At 41.1% G+C, this 24,560-nt stretch carries 24 protein-coding genes; 18 read left to right on the top strand and 6 right to left on the bottom strand.

Annotation, left to right across the window (positions count from 1 at the left end; translation table 11 throughout):
* The first annotated feature begins 554 nt into the window (after nucleotides 1–554).
* From IJ00_RS05610 to IJ00_RS05550, 13 genes are all read left to right on the top strand, one after another.
* The gene (locus tag IJ00_RS05610) at nucleotides 555–1,742 is read left to right on the top strand and encodes a HetZ-related protein 2 (RefSeq protein WP_035150834.1); all 1,188 of its coding nucleotides are present in this window, start codon (nucleotides 555–557) and stop codon (nucleotides 1,740–1,742) included.
* A gap of 188 nt (nucleotides 1,743–1,930) precedes the next feature.
* Nucleotides 1,931–3,280, top strand: a complete 1,350-nt coding sequence (locus IJ00_RS05605; protein WP_035150832.1) for a hypothetical protein — start codon at nucleotides 1,931–1,933, stop codon at nucleotides 3,278–3,280.
* 319 nt (nucleotides 3,281–3,599) lie between these two features.
* Nucleotides 3,600–4,283, top strand: coding sequence for a Crp/Fnr family transcriptional regulator (locus IJ00_RS05600; protein ID WP_035150829.1), 684 nt, complete (start codon nucleotides 3,600–3,602; stop codon nucleotides 4,281–4,283).
* A gap of 300 nt (nucleotides 4,284–4,583) precedes the next feature.
* The gene (locus IJ00_RS05595; RefSeq protein WP_035150826.1) at nucleotides 4,584–5,741 is read left to right on the top strand and encodes an anhydro-N-acetylmuramic acid kinase; all 1,158 of its coding nucleotides are present in this window, start codon (nucleotides 4,584–4,586) and stop codon (nucleotides 5,739–5,741) included.
* An 84-nt stretch (nucleotides 5,742–5,825) separates the two neighbouring features.
* Nucleotides 5,826–6,551, top strand: a complete 726-nt coding sequence (locus tag IJ00_RS05590) for a phosphatidylcholine/phosphatidylserine synthase (RefSeq protein WP_035150824.1) — start codon at nucleotides 5,826–5,828, stop codon at nucleotides 6,549–6,551.
* 12 nt (nucleotides 6,552–6,563) lie between these two features.
* Nucleotides 6,564–7,472 (top strand): phosphatidylserine decarboxylase, encoded by a 909-nt coding sequence (locus IJ00_RS05585; protein WP_035150821.1) that lies wholly within the window; start codon nucleotides 6,564–6,566, stop codon nucleotides 7,470–7,472.
* A 259-nt stretch (nucleotides 7,473–7,731) separates the two neighbouring features.
* Nucleotides 7,732–8,967, top strand: coding sequence for a sodium:proton antiporter (locus IJ00_RS05580; RefSeq protein WP_035150819.1), 1,236 nt, complete (start codon nucleotides 7,732–7,734; stop codon nucleotides 8,965–8,967).
* A gap of 113 nt (nucleotides 8,968–9,080) precedes the next feature.
* On the top strand, nucleotides 9,081–9,329 hold the full coding sequence (locus IJ00_RS05575) for a hypothetical protein (RefSeq protein WP_035158486.1): 249 nt from the start codon (nucleotides 9,081–9,083) through the stop codon (nucleotides 9,327–9,329).
* A gap of 384 nt (nucleotides 9,330–9,713) precedes the next feature.
* A complete protein-coding gene (locus IJ00_RS05570) occupies nucleotides 9,714–10,202 on the top strand; it encodes a hypothetical protein (protein ID WP_035150814.1) in 489 nt (162 codons plus the stop codon).
* Entirely contained in the window at nucleotides 10,195–10,755 is a 561-nt protein-coding gene (locus tag IJ00_RS29390) for a hypothetical protein (RefSeq protein WP_201782669.1), read from the top strand. The genes IJ00_RS05570 and IJ00_RS29390 overlap by 8 nt, the downstream gene beginning before the upstream one ends.
* On the top strand, nucleotides 10,718–11,494 hold the full coding sequence (locus IJ00_RS05560) for a metallophosphoesterase (protein WP_035150813.1): 777 nt from the start codon (nucleotides 10,718–10,720) through the stop codon (nucleotides 11,492–11,494). The genes IJ00_RS29390 and IJ00_RS05560 overlap by 38 nt, the downstream gene beginning before the upstream one ends.
* The gene (locus IJ00_RS26965) at nucleotides 11,479–11,844 is read left to right on the top strand and encodes a hypothetical protein (RefSeq protein WP_052754393.1); all 366 of its coding nucleotides are present in this window, start codon (nucleotides 11,479–11,481) and stop codon (nucleotides 11,842–11,844) included. The genes IJ00_RS05560 and IJ00_RS26965 overlap by 16 nt, the downstream gene beginning before the upstream one ends.
* Complete coding sequence (locus tag IJ00_RS05550) at nucleotides 11,801–12,610, top strand: phosphotransferase (protein WP_168163425.1); 810 nt, start codon at nucleotides 11,801–11,803, stop codon at nucleotides 12,608–12,610. The genes IJ00_RS26965 and IJ00_RS05550 overlap by 44 nt, the downstream gene beginning before the upstream one ends.
* A gap of 95 nt (nucleotides 12,611–12,705) precedes the next feature.
* Here the strand turns inward: IJ00_RS05550 and IJ00_RS05545 are convergent, their stop codons facing one another.
* Together IJ00_RS05545 and IJ00_RS05540 are read right to left on the bottom strand one after the other, a co-directional pair.
* Nucleotides 12,706–13,098, bottom strand: a complete 393-nt coding sequence (locus IJ00_RS05545; RefSeq protein ID WP_035150811.1) for a hypothetical protein — start codon at nucleotides 13,096–13,098, stop codon at nucleotides 12,706–12,708.
* A complete protein-coding gene (locus IJ00_RS05540; RefSeq protein ID WP_035150809.1) occupies nucleotides 13,098–13,472 on the bottom strand; it encodes a DUF433 domain-containing protein in 375 nt (124 codons plus the stop codon). The genes IJ00_RS05545 and IJ00_RS05540 overlap by 1 nt, the downstream gene beginning before the upstream one ends.
* Before the next feature lie 294 nt (nucleotides 13,473–13,766).
* Here IJ00_RS05540 and IJ00_RS26960 point away from each other — a divergent pair, with 294 nt between their 5' ends.
* Nucleotides 13,767–15,464 carry a serine/threonine-protein kinase gene (locus IJ00_RS26960; protein WP_052754392.1) on the top strand — a complete coding sequence of 566 codons (1,698 nt, stop codon included), beginning with the start codon at nucleotides 13,767–13,769 and terminating at the stop codon, nucleotides 15,462–15,464.
* A gap of 247 nt (nucleotides 15,465–15,711) precedes the next feature.
* On the opposite strand, the gene IJ00_RS05530 is transcribed toward IJ00_RS26960, so the two are convergent.
* Entirely contained in the window at nucleotides 15,712–16,104 is a 393-nt protein-coding gene (locus IJ00_RS05530) for a COG3650 family protein (protein WP_035150807.1), read from the bottom strand.
* Nucleotides 16,105–16,278: 174 nt separating this feature from the next.
* Here IJ00_RS05530 and IJ00_RS05525 point away from each other — a divergent pair, with 174 nt between their 5' ends.
* From IJ00_RS05525 to IJ00_RS05510, 4 genes are all read left to right on the top strand, one after another.
* Nucleotides 16,279–17,142, top strand: coding sequence for an ABC transporter permease (locus IJ00_RS05525; protein ID WP_035150804.1), 864 nt, complete (start codon nucleotides 16,279–16,281; stop codon nucleotides 17,140–17,142).
* 2 nt (nucleotides 17,143–17,144) lie between these two features.
* Nucleotides 17,145–18,479, top strand: coding sequence for an ABC transporter ATP-binding protein (locus IJ00_RS05520; RefSeq protein WP_082127264.1), 1,335 nt, complete (start codon nucleotides 17,145–17,147; stop codon nucleotides 18,477–18,479).
* Nucleotides 18,480–18,536: 57 nt separating this feature from the next.
* Nucleotides 18,537–18,911, top strand: coding sequence for a DUF1823 family protein (locus tag IJ00_RS05515; RefSeq protein ID WP_035150801.1), 375 nt, complete (start codon nucleotides 18,537–18,539; stop codon nucleotides 18,909–18,911).
* 134 nt (nucleotides 18,912–19,045) lie between these two features.
* Nucleotides 19,046–19,498: a DUF29 domain-containing protein gene (locus tag IJ00_RS05510; RefSeq protein ID WP_035150799.1), complete on the top strand. Its 453-nt coding sequence runs from the start codon at nucleotides 19,046–19,048 to the stop codon at nucleotides 19,496–19,498.
* A 157-nt stretch (nucleotides 19,499–19,655) separates the two neighbouring features.
* Here the strand turns inward: IJ00_RS05510 and IJ00_RS05505 are convergent, their stop codons facing one another.
* The 3 genes from IJ00_RS05505 to IJ00_RS05495 form a co-directional block, all read right to left on the bottom strand.
* A complete protein-coding gene (locus IJ00_RS05505) occupies nucleotides 19,656–21,605 on the bottom strand; it encodes a cyanophycin synthetase (protein ID WP_035150797.1) in 1,950 nt (649 codons plus the stop codon).
* 261 nt (nucleotides 21,606–21,866) lie between these two features.
* Nucleotides 21,867–23,480 (bottom strand): CocE/NonD family hydrolase, encoded by a 1,614-nt coding sequence (locus tag IJ00_RS05500; protein ID WP_035150796.1) that lies wholly within the window; start codon nucleotides 23,478–23,480, stop codon nucleotides 21,867–21,869.
* Between the two features lie 323 nt (nucleotides 23,481–23,803).
* Nucleotides 23,804–24,523, bottom strand: a complete 720-nt coding sequence (locus IJ00_RS05495; RefSeq protein WP_035150794.1) for a hypothetical protein — start codon at nucleotides 24,521–24,523, stop codon at nucleotides 23,804–23,806.
* Nucleotides 24,524–24,560 lie beyond the last annotated feature (37 nt).

Genomic DNA, 24,560 nt, shown 5'->3' with positions numbered 1-24,560 from the left:
TTTTTAACTAAACGGAAGTGGAGTTTACCTGACTGGCTGTCCCATAGCACTAGTCAAGTTACTTAGCCCCTGTTCTAGATGAGCCAAGATTGCTTGGATTATACTTTCTTTCTACCAAAATCACTGATTTAGGCAATTACTAGTATAAAATTATCAAAGCTTTCTATTTCGATGCATAATAAAGGGTGAAACTAAAAAAGCAAGACAACGTCCTTAGCTAAAGGGATTCAAAAGCTGATTCTTACTCAGGGATGAAGTTTTCTGTCAAGCTCTCATGGAGATAAATCACCAAATTTGTTTTACCAAAATCAATTCTTGGAGCAGTCCAGATGAAAATCATCAATTTACAAAACTTAAAGAAATGATAATAATGGGTGGGCTAGCCAAGAAAATTAGTTATTTGTGGTTGTTCAGAGCAACAAAAGGATGTAGATCTAAAGTTTGTTGCATAAAACTAGTCGCCTAAAACGTAATAAAAGTAGAACAGATAGGATGTCATCATAGACATTATTGCAGATGGGAGCAGCTGCCAGTGAAAAATTTGAGTGGGAGAAATGGGGGTTGTGATGCAAGCTTTAAAACAGGGTTTTGAGGAGCGCAATCTCACTATGGCATCGTCAGAAGCACAGAAGCTGAAATTGTACTGGCAAAAACGTTTAGAGACTGAATGTCCAGAGCAAACTGTCACAACTAGGGAAAGTATTGTCTGTTGGCTTCTGGGGAGTGATGTTAACCGCTTCGAGACGCTAGATAAGAAGGAATTAGAAATTGCCAGAGATGCGATGGAATATCGCTGGCGAATTTTGCAGCAGCGTTATTTAGGTAAGGGTAGAGAGACTGCTTACCGCAACTTGATGAATCGTCTGGGTAGTATGGCAACCCTGCGGTGTAAAATCCAAACTTGGGTGTCTTTGAGCCGCGATCGCCAGCGTTCCGTGTTAGATGTGCTACAGGAAGTTATCCAAGAGTTACTGCAAAACGACAACTATATGCAGCAGCAAATGGCTTTCGTTGCCCAAGTTACAAGGGATGCACGCTTAAATAATGCCCTGTTGTTTGCCGCAACAGAAGAGTATTGTTTACGACCTGTACGGAATCAACCTTTGCTCGTGTATCGTTTCGTAAATTATCTGCGACGTACCCAGAGGGGAGGATTAACCCAAGTCCCAACTAAGGACATGGTGAGACTGGTATCGGAAGAAATTCTCAGCGATGACAATGATAACCGGGTGAATTTGGTGGATACCCAGGCGATCGCCGACTATCAGGAAGCTCAGGAACAGGAAGAACAACAGACGCTGCGCAACGCAGTCAAAGAAGAGTTTGAAACCTACCTGGAAGAAAACCTGGGAGAAGAAGCAGTATTGTGGTTACGAATGTATCTCCAAGGGAAAACCCAAGACGCGATCGCCAAAAAGTTAAATAAACCGATTAAAGAAGTTTATCGACTGCGGGAAAAAATTAGTTACCATGCGGTGCGCGTCTTTGCCATCAAAGATAAACCAGAATTGGTAGAATCCTGGCTAGAAATTTCTTTAGAACACAGTTTGGGACTGACACAAAGTCAATTGGAGATACTAGATAGCAAATTAACTCCCATTCAGTGCAAAATTCTAGAATTGCGTAAAGCCGAGAAAAGCTCAGAAGATATTGCACAAGCGCTCAAGCTGAAGAGCCACCAGGTAATTGGAGAATGGGCAAAAATCTATCTCCTCGCACAATCTATCAGAACCCAGGAATAGAGACTCTCCCGGCTTCTAGCTGGGGGATTCCCCACCAAAATAATATTTTTCCTACAAAAATATAAAATAATCTGGATCTTCTACATCTGATTAAAATAGACTAAATCACTTCACAAAGGCAGCAATAGTTAATAATTCATCCAGAGTGGGCACAATAGGATAGAAGGAAACACCAAGCAATCAATCCTATGTTGTCTTCAGAGGACAAATCAACCGATACCATCGCTGCTAGTCAAGCACCTCTAGTCAGCACCCAATCAACCTGGGAAGACAAAGTACATCAACAACAAACCTTTCATCTCATCGAAAGTATTTTGTCCTTTGAAGCGTGCTTGTACCATCAAATCATACCTTTTGTCATCGAAGACAACAAATTAGTGCTGGGGATTGTGAATCTTCAGGATACAGCAGCACTAGAGTACGTTGAACGGATATCCTCTTACATCAACTGCACGATGGTGACGGAAGAGATTAGTGGAGAAACCCATCGCCAAATCCTGTCAGAATATCTCAATTATAAGAATCAACCTGCCTCAGACTTCCCAGACGCTGCCAGTACAGAGGATAGAAAGGATAGTGCTGGTGTCGTTGCACAAACACCCGTACCCGGAAATCTCGAAACAGAAGAAAATTCTTCTTTGGACTCAGCAGATGATCAAAGTCCACACTATAATGATGGCGCAGTTGTAGAAACGCCTGCATCTGTGAATGCAGAACTTGAGCAAAATTCTCCCACTGCCCAAACCTCTTTACCTGAAAAGAATTTTGTGTCAATAGAAGAACCCGAAGATAAAACAAAACTTTATACTTCCCCAACTCAAATTCCTTTACCTCCACCGGAACAGCAAAACGCTCACAGAGTCACGGCGAAAAATCATTCTGAGAAAAATCAGCAGCAAATTAACGAAGCAGCAACCCTAAATAATTTAACAATTCTGCCCATCCTTCACCGTGAACAGTTTAGCCCAACGGAAGTACTTTTGAATTTACCGCCGAGAAAACTCCTAGAAGAGTTACTAGGAAGGGTTCTAGTGGGGGGAATTGGGCGATTATATCTCGAAAGGCGACCCTATTCTGGTCGAATTCTTTGGAGTGAGAATGGAGTATTACAATCAGTTTTAGAAGAGGTTCCCCTGTCGGTATTCCAGGGTGTTCTCAACGAGTTAAAACGATTTGGTTCTTTGCCAATGACAACGATCGCCGAACCAAAACAAATAGAGAAAGAGTGTTTGTACGAACAGGATCGCTTATTGCTGCGTCTGCGAGTTATGGTAGGAATGTATGGCGAAGAAGCCACCCTACAAGTTTTGCGGGGCGCAGCACTCAAGTTTTATCAGCAGCAACAACTAGCACGCTTGAGTCGTGATGCTTTGAGCATATCCCAGCAACTCAACTATAAATTACACGAGTTACAAGAAAGACTACGATTAAATCGTCAACAGGCGAGTAGTAGCCAGCAAGAAACCTTTGCGGTACTCAATCAACTCTTGACTAATTTAGACTATCAGATAAAAAAACTCGCCGAGACAGATTTGTAAATAATCATTACTTTCCTGGATAAAGCGTGCAAATCTTATCTTTTTCCTAGGCAATTTCCAGAAATCAATTATCCTATTTCTTGAATGCAAAACAACTCTAGCAGTTTTCGGTAAAACCTCTGAAGGCGATCGCTGTTTGACTATGCTCTAATAAAACTCTAGACCAAATGGGTTTAGTAGTGACGGTCAATGTATGTTATATAAAGAACTGCTCACTAGCTATAATTACTGATTAATAATCTTCAATCATCCAGGTTCTGCAATTATCTAACTGCAAACCCGATTGGAACCATATACTTAATTTATACTCAGACATTTCATGCTGACAGAGGTTTTTAACGAACGTTTTCCTTTGATGAGTACAGCCAATCCCGAAACTCTAGAATGGCTGATGACTGTCGCAGTTGAACACGAGTATCCGGCAGGACGTGCTGTACTGATGGAAGACGCTTGGGGTAACGCTGTATACTTTGTTGTATCCGGGTGGGTTAAGGTCAGACGTACAGTGGGTGAAGACTCTGTGGCTTTAGCAATTCTCGGTAAAGGTGATTTTTTTGGAGAAATGGCAATTTTAGACGAATCACCTCGTTCTACTGATGTCATAGCCCTTTCACCTGTAAAATTATTAAGTATCTCTAGGGAAAGATTTGTTCAAATTCTCTTTAAAGACCCGCAATTACATCATCGGATGTTGCAATTAATGGTCAGACGTTTGCGTCATGCAAATTTACGTTTGCAAATGCGGTCTTCACCTCCAGCTGTAAAATTAGCTCATACCTTGGTAACCTTGGGTGAAAGTTACGGTCAGGATTCAGCCCAGGGTAAAGAGATATTCAACATTCCCTACAAAGATTTAGCCGATGTCACCGAGATTGGTGTAGAAGAAACTAGCAAAATCATCGAAAAGTTAGATGAGAAAGGTTGGGTTCGGGTTGATGAGACAAACCAAATATTACACCTGGTTAATATCAAGCAATTAATGAATTTAGCTGGTAGGGTTTGATTCAATATCCATAATTGGCTATTTTTGTCAATATTTTTTTATATAACCATTGCGATAGCGGTAATTCACGAATTATCGCTATTTTTCGTTATCATCTTCCCTGGATAAGGGTACAGATAACGGATGTGATATCATTTCTCTAAATTTCGGCGACAGATAATTCTCCCCCTGCTCCCTGTTGTCTATGTGTAGCTTTATTTTGGGGAATTAGTATGAAACCCCTAGGAGTGTGATTATTTGCTAATTTGTTAATATCCTCATCTCTGGGATGATTGCTATCAAAAAGTTAAGAATAATTTTATGTCTTTGACTATTGGTTTAATTAGTGGTACTTCCGTTGATGGCATTGATGCAGCTTTAGTTGACATTGCTGGGGAAAATTTAGATTTACAGGTGCAATTAGTTGCGGGAAAAACCTACCCCTATCCCCCAGAATTGAGAGATAAAATTCTGGCTGTGTGCGGTGGTGCGACTCTTTCTATGGCAGAATTAGCAGAATTAGATGATGCGATCGCCACCTGTTTTGCCCAAGCAGCAATGGCTATTCAACAGGGACACCCGCAAGCAGAATTAATTGGTTCCCATGGTCAGACAGTATACCACCGTCCTAGGGGATTTACGGCACAACCTCCAGGCGCTTATACCCTAGCTTACAGTTTACAACTGGGTCGGGGGGTATTGATTGCCCAGAAAACAGGTATCACCACAGTCAGTAACTTTCGGGTAGCAGATATTGCTGCGGGGGGAGAGGGTGCGCCCCTTGTACCTCGTATTGATGCGGCTTTGCTAAGTCATCCTCAAGAATCAAGATGTATTCAAAATATTGGTGGTATCGGTAATGTTGCGTATATGCCCCCACGTCAGGGAGATTGGTTAGAAAAGATTCGTGGTTGGGATACTGGACCTGGAAATAGTTTACTAGATTTAGCTATACACCGTTTGAGCCAGGGGGCAAAAACCTATGATCAAAATGGGGAATGGGCAGCCAGTGGGACACCTTGCCAGGAATTAGTGAGACAATGGTTGGAGCATGATTATTTTTTACAACCACCACCTAAGTCTACGGGACGGGAATTATTTGGGGTAGAGTATCTAGATGGGTGTATAAAAGATGCGGAACCTTATAATTTGAGTGCTGCCGATTTTCTGGCAACTTTAACAGAATTAACAGCTGCTTCCATTGTCCACAGTTACCGTACATTCTTGCCGCAAATGCCTCAGCGAGTCTTGTTAGCTGGTGGAGGAAGTCGGAATTTGTATCTGAGAAAACGCTTAGAAATATTGTTCGAGAATATACCTGTAAATACCACCGATGAGGTGGGTTTAAATGCAGATTTCAAAGAGGCGATCGCCTTTGCAGTTTTAGCCTATTGGCGACAAAATCATACACCTGGTAATCTACCCAGTGCAACTGGTGCAACTCAGGAAATGTTATTGGGAGAGGTGAATTATGTTTAGGTAAGGGGAAATGGAGCAGGGAGATTTTTTATGCATCCAAAATATGATATTTTGATGGCGAATGTCATGACGTGAAAATTATCGGTGCAAAATCATATCATCACGAATCAATTGGAAGGAAGAAATGATTTCCCTGAGGGGAATTTGTCAGAAATTGTGGCGAATCCTTCAGAATCTCTCTTTTCCCGACAGACGTTAATGTTGCAACAGTTAGATATTCCTAACTTAGTGAGTATCACGGGATTAGTTTGCAGTTTTTTTGCGGTGATTGCATCTGTACAAACAGATTTTGATTTTGCAATGATTTTGTTGATAGGTGCAGGTTTAACTGATATTTTGGATGGATTAATTGCCAGAAAAATTCAGCGTACGGAATTACAAGCTAACATTGGTAAACAATTAGATAGTTTAGTTGATATTTGTGCCTTTGGATTGACTCCAGTTATCTTCGCTTATTTTTTCGGTTTACAAGATAATTTATCCCTGGGAATTTTGCTGATTTATTTAATCGCAAGTGCTTTAAGATTGGCATTTTTTAATGCTGTCGGTTTGGTTGCAGACAAAGATAAACAATATTTTACTGGTTTACCAATCACCTCTACAGCTTTAGTTATCCCCATTGTTTTTTTAGCTAATTTTGCGATTCCTCTGTTTTGGATGAAATTATTACTCCAAATCATTTATTTATTATTAGCTATGCTGATGGTAGCAAACGTGAAAATTCAGAAGTTATCAGGGATATGGTATGGGATTGCTTTAGGAGGAGGATTAGGAATTGGGGGAATTTATGTTTGGCAAAATCTCCCATAAATAATCAAGAAGATGACTGAGGAAAGAATCGAACTACGTTACCGCGATCGCCAGACTGGAAAGCTAGTTACAGAGGCAGTTTTCCTAGAAGCGGGTTTACGGTGGTTCTATGAAAATCCCCTAGGATGGCGCATATTTAACTATACTTTGAATAATTATTTTATCTGCTGGTTACATAGTAAATGGCAAGATAGACCAGGAAGTAGAAAAAAAATCTTAAAATTTGCCTCAGAATATCAAATTAATCTCTCAGAAGCAGAATTACAACCAGAAGCATATCCTAATTTTAACGCTTTTTTTGCTCGCAAACTCAAGCCCGGTAGTCGCTGTTTTCCTCGGAATTCAGGTATTTTACCCGCTCCTGCGGATGGGAAAATTCTCGTATTTCCTAAATTAGCAGCAGAAACCTTGCTACCAATAAAAGGAACACACAAATTTCTCGCCACTTTATTATCTTCCCCCATAACTGCCAAGCAATATCTTCAGGGTTCAGCATTGATAATTCGTCTCGCACCACCCGATTATCATCGCTTCCATTTCCCTGATGATGGTATTGCCTACCCTACCCAATATATCCCCGGTAAATATCATTCCGTCAATCCCATTGCCCTCGCAAAAGTACCAGATTTATTTTGTCAAAATCAACGTGCTATCACTAAATTTATCTCCCAACAATTTGGAGAAATCATTTATATAGAAATTGGTGCTTTTTGTATTGGTACTATTAAACAAACCTTCGCACCCGGTACTGTCATCCAGGGGCAAGAAAAAGGTTACTTTCGTTTTGGTGGCTCCACAATTATCCTCCTATTTGAACCAGGAATTATTCAATTTGATGATGATTTGATTCAAGATTCTGCCATGAACTTAGAGATAAAAGTAAAAGCTGGTGAAGCAATTGCTAAAAGAATGATTTGTTGATTATTTTTGTATAAAGAAAATATTGCAAGCTCATAGATGAATTTCTCTACCCAGGCTGCAATCTCGCAAGTCTATAAATTCACCATCAGTAAAGATAATTTCCTCATTTCCCATTACTTTTCTAAATTTTGGGGAAGGATGACAAAAATTATTACCTCAAGATTCCTCCAGAGAAACTTCAAAAATCTAGCTATCAGAAGATTTATTGTTAAATGTAATGAGTATAGATTGAGTGATGTTCTCTAGCTGATTTTTGCCTGTGGATATCTATATTCTCAATTTACTGGTTATTGGTCTTCTCTTACTTTTTATCACATTAGGTTCCGGTTGGATTGCACGTTTGCCTCTAACCTATTCTCTGATTTATCTAGTGGTAGGAATATTATTAGGTCCCTATGGGTTCAATCTGATTCAAATACGCCCCCAAGCTGCATTTTTAGAGCGACTGACTGAATTTGTTGTGATTGTATCTTTGTTTAGTTGCGGTTTGAAAATGAATCGCCCACTCAAAATCTGGGCTTGGGATTCCACGGTGCGCTTGATTGGCTTTTTAATGCCCATTTCTATCTTTGGCTTAGCTGTGGTAGCCCATTGGTTTTTAGGTTTTAATTGGGGAGCAGCGATTTTACTGGGAGCAATTCTAGCCCCAACCGATCCAGTTTTAGCTAGTGAAGTCCAAATTTCTGATATAGAAGATCGAGATGAATTGCGATTTGGCTTAACTTCTGAAGCTGGTTTAAATGATGCACTAGCTTTTCCCTTTGTCTACTTTGGGTTGTATTTGTTGAAAGATAGCAACTGGCAAAACTGGTTTAAACAGTGGGTAGCGGTAGACTTACTGTGGGCGATCGCTGCGGGAATTATTATGGGAATCTTGGTTGCCAAAGCAGTATCTTGGATTGACCGAAAATTGCAGCAATACCGACCTGTAGATGCTCTAATGAAAGACTTTACTGCTCTCGGCACAATTTTGCTGACTTATTCTCTCACAGAGTTGGTAAATGGCTACGGATTCTTGGCTGTTTTTATTGCCGGGATAGTAATAAATCAGAGCCACTTAGAAACAGAAAAGCGACTCTCACAAATAGAATTCACTGAGAGAATTGAGAAATTAATGGAGGTAGGAGCAATTCTGTTATTAGGTTCGCTTTTGCGCCTTAACCCCCTATGGAAACATGCGGGAGAGGCTCTTTTGGTAGGTATGTTATTATTATTTATCATCCGTCCTGTAGGTGCTTGGCTAAGTACTATCGGGGAACGTTATCATCCAGCAAAACGCCTACTATTTGGTTGGTTTGGTATTCGTGGAGCTGGCTCTTTATATTATTTATCCTATGCTTTTGGTGAAGGTTTAGGCGGAGAAATTGGCGAGCGAATTGCTTGGATTACCTATATCATCCTTGTTCTCTCGGTGATATTACATGGTATTAGCGCAACGCCTTTGATGAATTGGTATGAAAAATATTTCCAGGATTACCAAAATCACAGGGTTTAATTCAAGTCATTAGTTTTTACCCCTGTAGATGGAGTAGTCGTGAGAAGTTTTTTTCTACAATCTTATACATGAAGACAACCTTTACTTATAAAGCTTGGGAGGCATTCAAACTTATGGAATCTACAGCACCTCTTCAAGGTACGGATTTAATTGATTGTGCCAGAGCGAATGGTAACGAAGGTATTGAAATTGCAGCCCAACGCTGTGGCTATGGAAGTGACTTGACAACTTTTGAACGTGAATTACAAAAAGCTAGCGATTATATAGGTGTTAAAGTTTGTACTTTTAGAGATTTGATTGCGATTAAAAGAGAAGGTGAGGAAGGGATTGTTGTTGCTCCTGAAACTCAGACTGATCTGTAATTCATTTATAAAGCTTTCATTCGTAGTTGCTCTCTCCCCGTAACTACGAATCTTAAACTGTATTTTCATTGTTTTTTAATTACTTTGGGCTAAACCAGCCAGTGAAAAACTGGTTTGAAATCGCTCATTTCAATGAATTTAAAAATGTTGCTGTGAATATTAGTCAACTGATATAAAAGATAAAAATGACATCACCGCATCGAAAATCTTTCAGTTTACAGCGTAAATAAATCCTCGCTTTGCTAACTTTATTTTAATATCTCAATCCCAAGTTCTCGGCTTACCTTTATATCTTTTATAGTCACCCATATTGATAACTTTCCCAGACTCCCCTTTAAATCCGTAATTTTGGCATAATAATGTAGTTATTTTTCAGCCAGGATTATGAAAAGCCTGATTGTCCTATTTATACCAGGTGTCGCATTTTACCTTGGGCTTGCCCTCTTGTGGAATCACCCGCAGTTCTCCTGGTTACATAATATTTCCGCCTATCCCTGGCAATTCTGGGCGATCGCCATCTGTGGAATTGTGGCAACGATTGGGGGTGTAGTTGACTGGATATACCATCGTCGGGGTTTGCGGATGATTGGGAAGAAGGAACGCAAATATGAATTTTTGGCTCTAGCGGGGGGTGTTCCCCTATTTATTTTCATGTCTGCGGCATCCCTGAGTACACAACCGATGCAATATTTGATTCCTGTAATTGTGGTGGTGTTATATATGGCAGTACTCATTTGCTACGATGAGTTCATGTTTCATCGCCACTGTCAGCCATGGGAAACCCTAATGCATAGGTTACTTGTATTTGGTAATACCTTGGCATGGTTAGCGTGGGTAGACTGGTGTTTTGTTTCTAGGGGTATGCATGTCTAGGAATATTTCAGCAAGGAAATTACTGCAAGAAGCACGGGCGATGTATGATTCACCCATGTCTCAGTTAGCAGTCATGGCACAGGATGCTTGGCGCAGGGGTTTTACTAGTGGGGGAGAATGGATGGCGATCGCCCTGTTAGAATTACGGGGAGTTACACCCATTCCGGCACACCATAATTTACAAGCTCTGGGAGTGATTAAATATACCTTGGCTTCGATTGTGGCACTGTCCGTTATTTTCATCTTCTGGACAACACATTTATATCCTCTCATCCTATTGTGTATCCCCGCCTTCTATGCAGTAGAAGTGCAAATGGTGTTTTTATTTCCCATTGCCATTGATGGTTATCCCCACCCTTTCCGTGAAAGTCGGAAATTAACCAAGAAAGCGGGGGGAACCTTGGCAGCAATGAAAGTGGTAATGGTACTGGCTGCGGTGATGATTTTTGGCGGTTTTTGTGGGCAGGGATTTATTCGCTCTTGGTGCTTGGGATGTTTGGCGGTAGTACTATGGTATGAAAAGTTACAGCAGGTGGCAGCACCAGTATCGTGAGTTAATTCTGGAGACAGAAAAACCCTATTCCCGCCTGGAAATTGGTACGAATCAACCCCTATTAATTCGTCAAGAGTCAGTAGATTTCGGGATAGGTACTGTTGTCAAGTTACTATTTGCCAGTGATTTACACTTAGGTTGGCAACGCTCACCCAGGGCGATCGCCCAACTCATTGCCGCAGTCAAAAAAACTACACCTGACTTTGTTCTCCTCGGTGGTGACTTAGTAGATATACCCCCCGGATTTGCTCAACTCCAAGATTGTGTGCAGCAGGTGAGTACCATCGCTCCTGTGTGGGCAATTCCCGGAAATCACGATCAATGGGTGGGGGTAAGTCGGGTACGGCAAGCGGTTTTGGCAGGGGGTGGTAACTGGTTGACAAATTCCCGTATCACCATCTCTGGCAACCATAAAGCTGTAGAAATTCACGGTTCCCTCAGTAAAAATACGCAAACTGCTCCAAATACAATATCAATTCTCTGTGCCCATAACCCGGTAATCTTTCCCCAAGCCATATCCCAGGGATACAAACTGGTATTTGCTGGACATTTACATGGTTGTCAGTGGGTATTCGGCAAATCAGGCGATCGCCTCTATCCCGGTGCTTGGTTCTATACCTGGAATGGATTACGCTTTACCCAAAACCAAGTACATTTACTAGTTAGCCGTGGCATGGGAGATACCTTACCCCTAAGATGGAACTGCCCCCGTGAGGTGATTTTATGTCAAATATCCTAAACTCCTTACAGTCAGTCTTGATTTGGTGTCTGTTTTTCGCTACTAGTGTCTATGGTCACGTTGCCCTAAAATTAGCGGTAGGTGAGAGTGAATCCCCCAACGCCAAGCATTTGTGGTTAAGTGCCATTTCCTTCTGGGGTTGGTCAGCTTGGATTTCCTGGGGCGCTTCCGCAGTATTATGGATGGTAGTTGTATCTAAACAGCCCTTACTGACAGCTAGTTCTATCTCTGCCCTGCGCTATGTCTTAATTTGCCTTTCTGCCTGGTTGATACTCCGAGATACTATCAGCCCACGGGAGTTAATTGGTGTTTTTTGTATCACATTGGGGATTTTCCTTGTTGCCCGCTAAAAGTTCACAACTCGAATTTTTCCTGGCATCTATAATCGATGCAGTCCGGATAAATGTTGTCACCCGTCAGGAAACAGCCGGAAAAGTCATTTGGCATAAACAACGTCGTCCCTGGATGGATGGCATAATTTGGTGTGGTAATATCTTTTTGCGTCTCTCCCGCAGCAGGATTATCATGTTTCCCAATTGTTGCCAATGGGTGGAATGGGAGATGCATTGTTGTCAATTACTCTATACAGAAGTCCAAACCCAAGTAGTTGGCGATCGCGGATTTTGGGTGGAAGCATTACCAGGGCAAAGTTTACTACAACACCACAACCAGGGAACCCTCACCCTACCAATGTTCCAAGCTGCGGCAAGGGAATTTCGTCGCGCTCACAGTATATATTGTCCCCAACTAGCAGACTATTGGTCCCATGGCGATCCCCACCTCGCCAACGTACTCTATGATACAGAAAGTCAACGGGCTTGTTTAATCGACTTTGAAACTCAACACGAAGCCCATCTTTCCAGTTGCGATCGCCATGCTGACGACTTGCTGGTATTTATTTTAGATACAATTGGTCGCACCTCTGCCACCGATTGGCTGGCTTACTGTCAAGAATTTCTCCAAACCTATGGGAACAGAGCAGTGATTGACAGCCTCAAAGATAGATTAGAATTACCTGACGGGTGGGAACGAGTACTATGGGCAACCCGCACCAACTATTTACCCTCCCCAGAATTAAAATCTCGTCTGCAACTGTTGAAAGCATCTATAAGGTAGGGAAATTTATCACTAGAATTCACATCTGACATTCCACTCGAACCGTTAGAGAAAAAATCGGGAAATACCAAGACGTGATTAACTACTAGAACATCTTACGGAATAAACAACCGACCTGCCCCCATATAGTCTTGGATATCGATCACAATTTCTACAAGCCTTTCAACACAACGTTCTCGATAGTCAGATTCATTAACGCGATCCGAGCTAGCAATTGTAATGATCGGAAATGAAGTTGGCTGGTTTTCTTCACGCATCACTTGTTCCAACGAATCTTCTCCCTTGGCATTCCGATTTGCCGTAAGTAAAAGCATCCCATGGGTTTGAGCAAATCTCCAAACCTCTCGATCGTTACTGTCTGCGGGTAAACCAATGTCTTCAAATGTCGTCAACCGAATTGGAGTAATATCTAACCACCCCCCAGCGACAAGACTTCCAGCCATCAGAATTGCCTGACGATTCAAATTGTAATCAGCCAGAATAATCATTATTTTTTGGCTAACCGTTGCTCTCTTCGTTCCTGAAGTTTAGCTCGAACCGCTTCATATCCGGGACGAGGAGGAGTCGCGGCAATCCGAGCAAAGCGATCGCGATTCTTCTGTTCCCAATATTGTTGGGTTTCTGCGGCAGCTTTCAAGATTTCCTGATACTCGGCTTCTACTTCTGCTCGATACGCTTCAATATAGGAGAGGGCGGCATGGAGCTGACTATCTGTAAGATTGAAAGCATCACGAATAAACTTTGGTGGGTATTGAGCTTTAAGATGATCCATCACGTCATATAGAGTGATACGAGTTCCGGCAATTGTCAACCCACGCTCAGTGCGAATTATGGAGACTTGACCGTTCGATATTGGAGTCATATTTGTTCCTCCCCTGAAAATCTAGTCTTAATGTTACCTCAAAGGCAAAGAAAGTAAATTCTAATATCCTACAAGTAGAGGCTAGAGCAGATAGCACCTTGCTTGACTCTATAGGTGAATCATTTTTGAGAGGTTATTTGAAATAGATGTGAGAGTAGATTAGCACCTGACATATTCGCAGGAACAACATCAAACCAATTCTTCCACCCTTTCACCCTTTCCCCTTCTTCCTTCCCCCTCTATAATTGATTTGTCCTAATTCTCACGTTTAACATACCGCATGGGTTCCACCCGATGAACTCCTACCCTAACTCTGATCCCTGGATTGGTCGATATATTGGTGAACATCAACGCTACCGCTTAGATCAACGCTTAGGTGGTGGTGGGATGGGTGATGTTTACTTGGCAATGGATACCCGTCTTGGGCAACAAGTCGCTTTAAAACTGTTAAAAGGTACACTCATTGAGTACGGAGATATTCGGAGGCGATTCGAGCGAGAGGTGGCGGTTTGTGCTGCCCTGCAAAGTGACAATATAGTCAAGGTATCTGACTATGGCATTGGTGAAGATGGACACCCTTTCTATGTAATGGAATACCTGCGAGGTGAGACATTACGACACTTAATGATGCGGGAAGGACGTTTATCGATTAATCGAGCCGTAGGAATTATTATTCAAGCCTGTCGAGGTTTACAATTAGCCCACGCAGGAGTCACACTACAACGGGATGGAGCCACAGCATCTGAGCATATACAGGTTGTCCACCGGGATTTAAAACCAGATAATATTATTTTGGTTCCCACCTATTTAGGTGAATTAGTTAAGATTTTGGATTTTGGAATTGCTAAAATACGCAACGATTCCAACGAAACCACCAATTTAACTGGGGCATTTTTGGGGACATTTCGTTATGCAGCACCAGAGCAATTACGGGGCGATCGCGACTTAGACGGACGTGCAGATATCTACAGTTTAGGGATTATTCTTTACGAAATGTTAAGCCACGCCGATCCCTTTGGGTTTAGTGTGAATGCGCGTCATGTCAGTGAAGCATCATGGATTTGGGCGCATACTGCGGAGTCACCAACACCACTGCGATCGCAACCTGGTTGTGAAAATATCTCTCCAGAAATTGAAGCAGTTGTCATGCGTTGTCTGCAAAAGGAACCGGAGCAACGATTTGCTTCTGTAGTAGATTTAACCTATGCCCTGCAAATAGCCGTCCGGAATAGTGGTATTACCTTAGATGAAAGTGTTTCCCAATCCCTAACTAAACAGGGAGAGAGTGTAGAAGCAGAAACTTTTATCAATCAGGAAAACCAAATAGAAGCATTAAATTCTCAGAAAATACCTCTAGTCGAACTCGAATCATCCCCCGACATCATAGAAGGTGAAACCTTACCCCCTAGTTTTCTGGTTTCCCCCCCAGAACCTACCCTCCCCTCAACTCTGGAGGAATCACCCCCACAACCACGTACTCTACCAGAAACTATCCTTCAGGTTCCCTCTGCGACAATTGAGTTTGCCCATCCCCAGGAACAAAATATTTCCCCAACACCTGCTGAGGCTAATTATCCGGGGAAATTTTCAGAGCCAGCTAGTTATCAAGGGCAAAATTCACAGGTTGCGACACCTGTCAACCCCTCCAAGTCTATACCAATATTATCCATGGCGATCGCTGCCATAGTAGCGATAATTGGGGGTGTGTTTGCCTATATGCAATTTGTACCCAAGGTATCCGATCAGATTAGAAGCTTGAAAGACGAAGGTAGATACGCAGAATGTCTGCAAAAATCGGAAGCAGAACTGAATACGAATAATACAGATACTCAAATTTTCGACTTGCTGCAAGAATGTCGATTAGAGCGGGCAAAAAAATTGGCAGAAAATGGACTGATTGCAGAGGCGATCGCCCTAGCAGAAAAAATACCTCAAAATAGTTCCCTCTACCCAGAAGCACAAAGATACCTCAAGGATTGGAAGGTTTTGTAAGGGTTAATACCAATTTGTCCCCAGCCCTCCCCGAAATCGGGGAGGGTGCCCGATAGGGCGGGTGGGGTATCTGTCGTAAACATTTTTTGAATCGGTATAATTCTTTCCCTTCACACAAAATTCCCCGGGGTTACCGGGGAGAAAGGGTTTTGTAACTACTTGCACAAGAAGAACGCAGCTAATGTAGACTAAGATACCGACTTTCTTAAAGCCAAAGTTGCCAAATTGGCAGATAAATTCATTACTTTCATTTCCCCACTCTGGCACATCCATCAAACACCCGATTACCTAAAATCAAGGTTGCAGAGTAAGGATATTTGTTATCAGACATTCCATCGCTACAAGCATCGACTTTTTTCAATACCAAAGTTCCGCTACTTCTACCCCGCAATTGGTATACTCGTACTACATCGAGAGGACGACCTGATGCTGCTAAGGGTTTGACATAGGGGAATGTCATATTTTTGATTTCTGGTGTGGAAAAAACGATACCAGTTTTTGCAACTTTCACACTCCAAAAAGGTTCTGTACCACTAACAAGAAAATTTTCCGGTGCTTTATTTTGGGCAACACTAGGATTACTCGCAACAAACAGAGTACCGAGACTCAGTAACAAAACACCAGGGATTAAAGATTTCATACTTGATTGATAATAGATGGTTAAATATTGTTCCTAGTGTAGAATACGCAGTCATCTGTAACCATTCCGCAAATAATTATATTTTTGGTGGTTACTTTCAAGATAAATTAAAACCAGGGGGAGAAAATTCTCTCATTTTGAGAAACTAGACAAAAACATTACACCTTAAATCAGGTGAAAAATATACCTTCGCATCTACCAGAAGTCATATATACACCGGCTAGTCAATTGAGATATCCATCTCTTTTGGTAAAACAAATGTGGCGAGATTTATTAGCATCCCGTGAACTTGCTTGGCGATTGATGGTTCGGGATGTTAAAGCTCAATATCGTCAATCGTTTTTCGGTATTGCTTGGGCTTTTTTGCCATCCATTTTCATGGCATTAGGATTTACCCTAGCTCAGGATGCTCAAGTGATTCATATCGGGAAAACAGATATACCCTATCCAGTTTATTTAGTTTTTAATACTGTGCTTTGGCAAACTTTTGTTGAGGCTTTAAATGCACCGATTCAAGCGGTAATTGCTGCGAAGGGGATGTTAGCTAGGGTTAACTTTCCCCGTGAAGCTTTAATTTTAGCAAAAATTGGGGAAACTCTCTTTAATTTTACCATCAAAACTCTCTTAATTATCCTCTTATTTATCATTTTTAAAGTTTCCCTAGCTTGGACAGTAATTTTCACACCCCTAGCCATTATTAACCTGATTTTTCTCGGCACCTTCATCGGAATTTTTCTCGCACCTTTAGGGATTTTATATCAAGATATTTCTAGAGCTATGACATTACTCACAGGGTTTTGGTTATTGCTCACACCAGTTATTTATCCGGTACCACAACGGGGAATATTTAGTTTATTTGTCAAGTTTAATCCCGTAACTCCCCTATTAGTTACCGCCCGTGAATTGACAACAACAGGCATAATTTCCCAGCCAGAAAATTTTGCTTTTGTCACCTTACTTACCCTCTGCGGATTATTCATCACTTGGGTGATATTTCGTTTAGCAATGCCCTATGTAATTGAGAGAGTGAGTTCTTAATCATGGTACAACTTCGGGAACAACAAGTATCGACTAGTAGGGATAGGGAAGACATATTAATTGATGTTTCCCAGGTATCAAAGAAATTTTGCCGTGATTTGAAAACCTCTCTCTTTTATGGTGTGAGGGACATCATTACAGAAATTCTGGCTGGCGATCGCCAGAGTCAAATCCTGCGAAACCAAGAATTTTGGGCACTGAATAATATCTCATTCCAATTAAAAAAAGGCGAAGCTCTGGGGTTAGTGGGAGCCAATGGTGCAGGTAAAAGTACCCTATTACGGATTATTAGTGGATTAATTAAACCAGATACAGGGAGAGTCAAAGTTAGGGGTAGGGTTGCACCTTTAATTGCCCTAGGAGCAGGATTTAATCCGACATTAACAGGTAAAGAAAATATCTACGCCAATATGGCAATTCTTGGTTTATCAACCCAGGAAATTCAACGTAAATATGAAGCAGTAATTGATTTTGCCGAAATTGGCAGCGCCATCAATGCACCAGTACAAACCTACAGTTCTGGAATGGCTGCACGCTTAGGATTTGCCTGTGCAATTCACACCGAACCAGATATTTTATTAATTGATGAAGTATTGGCAGTGGGTGATATTAATTTTCGCATGAAATGTTACGCACAGCTAGGTAAATTAAGAGAAAACGGCACAGCTTTTATTTTAGTTTCCCATAACCCCCACGTCATTTTAAATATTTGTGAAAAATCAATTTATTTAAAGGCAGGAAGGTTAATTCAAGGGGGAAATACAGAAGCTGTCATGGGCAAGTATGAAGCTGATTTTTGTTTAGGAAATGCAGAAATCGCACCCGGAATGACATATTTACCGCCAAAAAAACCAGAAGCAAGCTTAGGGGTAGATATCAGAGCCATTTATTTTCAAGATACCCAAGGGAATCTCCTATCCTCTCCCATCTCTGGAGAACCTGCTAATTTGTGCATCGAATGCTGGGCAACAAAACCAGTAAAATCAGGTAATATTGGAGTAATTATTTCTACCCTATCTGGTCAAAAAGAGCGGGTTTTGTATCTCACATCCCAGAGCGATCGCCAAGATTTACCCATCCCAGTAGGTAAAGTATTAATACAGATGCAAATGCCCTATTGTGGCTTATTACCAGGTTTATACACCGCTAAAATATATATCAAAACAGGGGTTACTTCCCTAGATGTAGTAGAATCTTTCCGTTTTGCTGTTCAAGCAGGTCAAGTAACTAGTCAATGCTTATTTTATCAGCCTCGAACATGGCAAGTACAGGCAGCTTTTCCCCAGGGTTCCATCTCCAATTGCACCCCGGATATTCCCCCCAGATTTGAAAATTGATATTACCACTTCTAGAAGGTTGCTATATCATATGGAAGCAAGAATTGGAAAATGCCTATGTCTAATTTGCCACCTCTGACAACAGAAACTATCTGGGCTATTATTAATGATACAATTGATGATGTTACTGTCAATCGATTAGTATGGCATTATTTGGGTTATCGTTATAACTCCACAACAGAAGAATGGGACAATCAAGAATTAGCTCCAGAATGGCGAGAGGAATATCCAGAACCGCCAAATTTCCTTGAAAGTCGTCCTGCAACAATGAAATTAACCCGTTCTATTCCCCAAGAAAATAAGCAAATCCTCAAAGAAAAGCTAGGTTTCAAGGGATATAAAATTGGAGAATTTGGACCTCGACAAACTCGCAGAGCAACCGCCGCTAATTGGTTATTAAGCTACATGCAGATACACCAAATACTCTGTTAGTAAGAGTAGATAATTGTATTGTTTTATCCACCTTAGAGGTGGTTTTTTATTAATTTATTTGGTTCTTCGGCAAGTTTTATGGAGAATTAAGAATACTATCATTAGAATGGAATAAGGGAAATGGGGATAAAACCATGACTAAATCGCACAAAAAAATTCTCTACGAGGAAGATTTTGCCCTCTGGATTGAGGATACTATCAACAATTTAAAAGCTAGAAATACAGAGGATTTAGACTGGGTAAATTTAATCGAGGAAATAGAATCTTTGGGGAAAAGTCAGCGTAAAACAGTCCGTAGATTTTTGATACCTTTATTAGAACATTTATTAAAACGTTGTTATGTACCCATGTCTGACTGTTATCGAGGTTGGGAAATTGAAATTAGAAACTTTCGCCAGAATTTACAAATTGAATTAGAAGATTCACCGAGCTTGAAGAATTTCATTGAGGAAATATTACCAAAAAGTTATGAAATGGCATTAACCAATGTTAGGGATGGTTATCCTGATATTTATTTTCCCGATGTTTTTCCATTCTTAGAAGATATAGATTTGTTGTTGACGCAGAAATTTTGGGAAGAAAAATAATTGCCAAGCTGATAATTTCAGGTAAGAAAGAATGGCAAAATTAAATAATAGACTCCGATGTTATAGTCTTTCCCAGAAGGAGTGAGATACAAAATTGACCCTCTCCTTGCGAAGGTACGCGACAGAGGGGGTGTATTAGCTTGGGAAAATGCGATGATTAATACTCTGGCAAAATCTTCTCAATTTCCTGACAGCATATCTGAATAAATGGTTCTTCTTCCGTCACGCTAGATTCTTGAATAGAATCACGGCTTTGAATGGAAATATTATCTCCCTGCTTGATGATAACTGTGGAATCTTCAAAAATATCCCGCTTTAGTATCATTTCGATTTCCGTTGGTTCCTGCAAGATAACCAAATTACTCCCGCAGTAAAACATTCCATCCTTTTCGAGAATATCTCCTGTATACTCTGCAATCAATAAATCTAGTCGGGGATGACGTAGTAGGGTTTGCACATTTGTATTGTAGTCAGGATGCAAATTTTTCTGAAACTGGTTAATTACAATCCCACCCTGACAAACTCCACCAATTGTCATAGCAGGATTTTTTGATAATAAATAGTCAATTATTTTTTGCAGTTCATCTACAGAAAGATGATTACACGTAATAATTGGGATTCTGGCATCATAACTGGAAGTAAAGAAAGTTTCGAGAATCTGGGAGGGAACATCAATACTTTCACCAATAGCAGGATTGAGATGCATCAAAATACCTGGTGCAGCATTAATCTCTAAAATTGCTAATTTCCCATTTTTCCATGACTCACTGAGATTTTCTGTAATCACATCAATTCCCAAGCAAGTTAAACGAAAATGTTGGGCAATATCCTGGGCTAAAATGATATTATCAGGGTGAATAATATCTGTAGCATTAATACTTACCCCCCCAGCAGAAAGATTCGCAACTTTCCGTAAATAGATTTTTTTGTCTTTGGCAACTACACTATCTAAAGATAATCCCTGCTGTTCTAAATAGATTTCCATGGCATCATCACGCTTAATTTTACTCATCGGTGATGTGGGAGTATCTGCGCGAGCAGCTTGACGATTTTCTTGATCAATTAACTCATCAATTGTTAAATAACCATCCCCAATGACGGAAGCGGGATGTCGTTCACAAGCGGCAACAAATTTGCCATTGACACATAATAAACGGAAATCTTTACCTGGGAAACTTTTTTCCACAATCACATGGATGGGTGCTTTTGTGGGAATTGCATCAACTGCTCGATCAAAAGCATTTTCCAATTCATAGGAATCTTGAATATCTGCGGTGACACCAATCCCTTTATGTCCGACAACGGGTTTGATAGCGACAGGATAACCAATATTTGTGGCAACGGTAAAAGCTTTTCTCAAAGATGTGACAATTTCTCCTTCGGGAACGGGAAATCCGAGGGTTTTTAAGAACTCTTTACAGTCATCTTTGCGAGTGGTGAAATCAGAATCTAAATGACTATCACAATCAAAAGTTGTAGCTGTACCTCGTACTTGTTTTTTACCGTAACCATACTGAGTGACTCCCTCTTCCCAAAGATAGGATGTGGGGATATTTTTGTGGTTTGCGGCTCTTAAAAGGGCATAATTAGTGGGACCACCATAAACAGATTGGCGGAATTTATTTTGCAAAATCTGAATTTGTTCGCCAATATTAATTTGCTCGTCTTGATTCATCGCTTCAAACCAATCCCAGACACAGTAAATTACTGCACGAGTCGTGGTGGTGTGTAGGGTTTGGACGGCAATTTTGTTATAGGTAGGATAGGGTTTGATACTGTGGCGATGCTCTGAAGGAGCTGCCTGACGGCGATCGCAGTAATGTAAATCCATGGCTAATTTGCCAACTTCACATACTGTTTGGGCAAATATATCTGCATAGGAATCATAGCTTTTATTCGCAATCTGAGGATAGCGATCGCTAATTATTGCCACATAGTCTTCAATCTCTAAGGGTTGCCAATATTCAGTTAAGGCGAAATTAAATACCACTGCGGCAGTATTTAAGTAAGGATTAGCACCGATATAATACTTAAAGTTGAAAATATCAAAAGCATCAGTTTTTCTCGCATTTACTCGTAGACTTTCCTGATTGATATTTTTGAGCATTGAGCTATACCTTTAGCTAGACATCACCGAAAATCACCGAAAATACTTTCTATCTGATTCTGTCTGGATGTAAGTCCTCATTTATCCTATAAAATAAAGTTCACCCTTGAACAATAGCCATTTTATACTACCACGGTCAAATATTCTGTGAAGATACTCATGAATTATCAAATATTCAGAATATTCCCTTCAGTAGAACTGCGGTTGATTCTGTCATTAAATAACCTAAAAAAGCTGATAATCTGACTACTATTTTCAATTTCAAAACCCTTGCACCTCTTCAGAGAAAGCAACAATCGGTAACAGCAATCGTGACAGGGAATTCTTACCACTATTCACAGTTAAAGTAATTACCTGAGCATCCATCCCACGTACCCCATGACAATTACCACCCTTCCCAGGATTCACCCCATAGGCTGGAAAACAAGATGCACTTAAACTTAAGCGTAATGCATGACCTTTGGCAATTCTCACACAGGTACTTTGTAGAGAAATTTTCCGAGCCATATTTGTTGTTCCATCCTGGCAATTTACATATCCCTGAGTAATGTTGTATACTCTGCCATCTGGTAATAATTCTGAAACCACAGCGCAGATATCAAAGCTGGGATGGTCAGCACTGGCATAGACTTCTACCGCCACTTCCCCCGCTAAATAATAATCTGCCTTTAATGGTTCCGTAGTATAAGTTAAAACATCACTACGGCAATCTAAGTGCGATCGCTCAAAAACACCAGCAGGGATGGCAGCATGACCACCCAAGGCTAGTACTGGTCGCCAGGGGTCGTGAACAATCACATCACTGGTGCTGCTATCAGGCAAAAATATGGTTAACTTGCCTTCGTCTTCCCGCATTCCCGCCAGTCCACTACTTGACAAGTAAAACGTTTTTTGATTTTCTGAAGGAAAGCTGGAAAAGCCTTGCCAAAAATTAGTACCCATTTCAAATAGCCATACCGGGGGTGTCTCAAATAAACCTGTATTTACCCCCTTGAGATATTGCTCAAACCAGCAAAGCTGCATCTTATCGACGGGACTCATGGCTTGTTCTCCAAAGTCCACTTCTCCAACTTTTCGCCCCCAGGGGAGATGCGCCCAAGGACCAACTAAAATTTGCTGCCGATAGCGACTACGTGCCGCCATATCTCGGTATAAATTCAGGGTTCCCCGGAGGTAAGTATCGAACCAACCACCGACATGGAACATCGGTAAATCCACATCTTGGAGAAGCTTGCGTGGTGAGATATTTTCCCAGTATCCATCAGGTTGGTAATGGTGCAACCACTCATGATAAAAGGATTCTGGGGCAAAGGTTTTGAGAAGTTCGGGATTGTGGATGGGTAAGTTACGGGAAGCTGTAAATAAGGCTTGATATACCCGCTCATCTCCCTGGCGTTTGGCTGTTTCTGTCGCTAACTGAATTGCCCAAGCTAAATTTGTTTGGTAGCAAAATGCACCACCTTCGTATGCCCAGTCAGTGTATAAATCATAACCAACCATCGCCGGACAAATGGTTTTCAGGGCAGGATGTTTACTAGCGGCAGCATAAAGCTGGGTCATACCTTGGTAGGAAAAACCATACATTCCCACATTGCCATTACTACCAGGTAAATTTGCTACCCAGTTAATCGTATCTTCACCATCATTGATTTCCTGGGAAAAGGCTTTAAACTCCCCCTCAGAGCTACCCCTACCCCGGACATCTTGCACAACAACAATATAGCCATGTGCTGCATACCACGTCGGATGAGCATAGACAACTGTGGAGGCGATCGCCCTGCCATAGGGTTGACGCATTAGCAATACGGGGAACTCACCTTCAGTATCAGGACGATAGATATCAGCATCTAAACGCACACCGTCCCGCGTCAGCATCGATGCTGTTTGCTTCGGCATAACTGGTAACATCATGTATAAAAATGAACTCTAAACTTAGGGATATAACTGGTAGCCTGGTCAAACCACATCGATTATAGGCTGAGGAAGGGGAAAAGGGTATTTTTTCCCATCATCCATTAGGCTGGATTAATTTATGAGTAATGAGTGATGAGTAATGAGTAAGTAGAGACGCGATATAGCCTCCTGCTCCCTGCTCCCTGCTCCCTGCTCCCTGCTCCCTTCGGGAGAGCTTTGCTAACGGGAGAGCTTTGCTAACGGGAGAGCTTTGCTAACTTATACAATTTAGCTGCAATCTCAGCCTACCCTTGTTGCTGCAATCGCCTCATTTCCGTCTGCACATCTAAGGCAATTTGTAAAGCCTCATTCAGCAATCTGCCATGTTCATTGGTTTGTTCACTGGCTTGCATAGCGGTTAGTGTAGCTAAGTTACTAGCAAATAAGTCAGTATTACTAACAATAAATTTCTGATTTTCCCGTAATATTCTCTCAGTTTTTAAGGCTCTGACTAAATCTTCTCTGGTCATTTTTAATGCTTCCAGAACTTTATCCCTATCCTGAATACTGACACCAATATTTCCAGCTGCTTCAATTTGGTCACTAATTTCTATGGCTTTGATAATAGCATTATATCTCTCAACATCTTTGAGGAGAATTTTCAAAGAGTAAGACATATTCATTTGTAATTGTTTCCGTCTATGTTTCCAAAGTAAATAGAGCATTAATTGCCCGATTGCACCAGAAACTATTAAGAGTAAAATAAATCCGAGGAACGGGTGGATGATGCCAGAAAGGGCAAATAGCCTGATAATGACATCAGAAATTATATAGCTCCCAGCGAAGAAACTTAATCCGAGAAAAATAACAGTTGCACCCTCTGCTCCTTGAGCTTGATGAATGAATTTTCTGCTGATTTGTTTTAACGGATGGGTAATGATGATTAACTCATCCTCAACTGGTAAACTAGTTAATCTTTGTAACTCTTTACGACCAAGTTCTAGTCCCTGTAAATCCTCATGCACAGTCTTCAGAGCCTCGGCAAAAATAGTTTTTCCGTAT

The organism is Calothrix sp. 336/3 (genome assembly GCF_000734895.2).
Lineage (GTDB): Bacteria > Cyanobacteriota > Cyanobacteriia > Cyanobacteriales > Nostocaceae > 336-3.
This window is presented reverse-complemented; position numbering and strand designations above follow the sequence as displayed.

Bases quoted from the DNA above. Each gene is read 5' to 3' on its own strand.
- IJ00_RS05610 (WP_035150834.1), top strand. From the start codon at position 555: ATGGGGGTTGTGATGCAAGCTTTAAAACAGGGTTTTGAGGAGCGCAAT.
- IJ00_RS05605 (WP_035150832.1), top strand. From the start codon at position 1,931: ATGTTGTCTTCAGAGGACAAATCAACCGATACCATCGCTGCTAGTCAA.
- IJ00_RS05600 (WP_035150829.1), top strand. From the start codon at position 3,600: ATGCTGACAGAGGTTTTTAACGAACGTTTTCCTTTGATGAGTACAGCC.
- IJ00_RS05595 (WP_035150826.1), top strand. From the start codon at position 4,584: ATGTCTTTGACTATTGGTTTAATTAGTGGTACTTCCGTTGATGGCATT.
- IJ00_RS05585 (WP_035150821.1), top strand. From the start codon at position 6,564: ATGACTGAGGAAAGAATCGAACTACGTTACCGCGATCGCCAGACTGGA.
- IJ00_RS05575 (WP_035158486.1), top strand. From the start codon at position 9,081: ATGGAATCTACAGCACCTCTTCAAGGTACGGATTTAATTGATTGTGCC.
- IJ00_RS05570 (WP_035150814.1), top strand. From the start codon at position 9,714: ATGAAAAGCCTGATTGTCCTATTTATACCAGGTGTCGCATTTTACCTT.
- IJ00_RS29390 (WP_201782669.1), top strand. From the start codon at position 10,195: ATGTCTAGGAATATTTCAGCAAGGAAATTACTGCAAGAAGCACGGGCG.
- IJ00_RS05560 (WP_035150813.1), top strand. From the start codon at position 10,718: ATGAAAAGTTACAGCAGGTGGCAGCACCAGTATCGTGAGTTAATTCTG.
- IJ00_RS26965 (WP_052754393.1), top strand. From the start codon at position 11,479: ATGTCAAATATCCTAAACTCCTTACAGTCAGTCTTGATTTGGTGTCTG.
- IJ00_RS05545 (WP_035150811.1), bottom strand. From the start codon at position 13,098: ATGATTATTCTGGCTGATTACAATTTGAATCGTCAGGCAATTCTGATG.
- IJ00_RS05540 (WP_035150809.1), bottom strand. From the start codon at position 13,472: ATGACTCCAATATCGAACGGTCAAGTCTCCATAATTCGCACTGAGCGT.
- IJ00_RS26960 (WP_052754392.1), top strand. From the start codon at position 13,767: ATGAACTCCTACCCTAACTCTGATCCCTGGATTGGTCGATATATTGGT.
- IJ00_RS05530 (WP_035150807.1), bottom strand. From the start codon at position 16,104: ATGAAATCTTTAATCCCTGGTGTTTTGTTACTGAGTCTCGGTACTCTG.
- IJ00_RS05520 (WP_082127264.1), top strand. From the start codon at position 17,145: ATGGTACAACTTCGGGAACAACAAGTATCGACTAGTAGGGATAGGGAA.
- IJ00_RS05515 (WP_035150801.1), top strand. From the start codon at position 18,537: ATGTCTAATTTGCCACCTCTGACAACAGAAACTATCTGGGCTATTATT.
- IJ00_RS05510 (WP_035150799.1), top strand. From the start codon at position 19,046: ATGACTAAATCGCACAAAAAAATTCTCTACGAGGAAGATTTTGCCCTC.
- IJ00_RS05505 (WP_035150797.1), bottom strand. From the start codon at position 21,605: ATGCTCAAAAATATCAATCAGGAAAGTCTACGAGTAAATGCGAGAAAA.
- IJ00_RS05500 (WP_035150796.1), bottom strand. From the start codon at position 23,480: ATGCTGACGCGGGACGGTGTGCGTTTAGATGCTGATATCTATCGTCCT.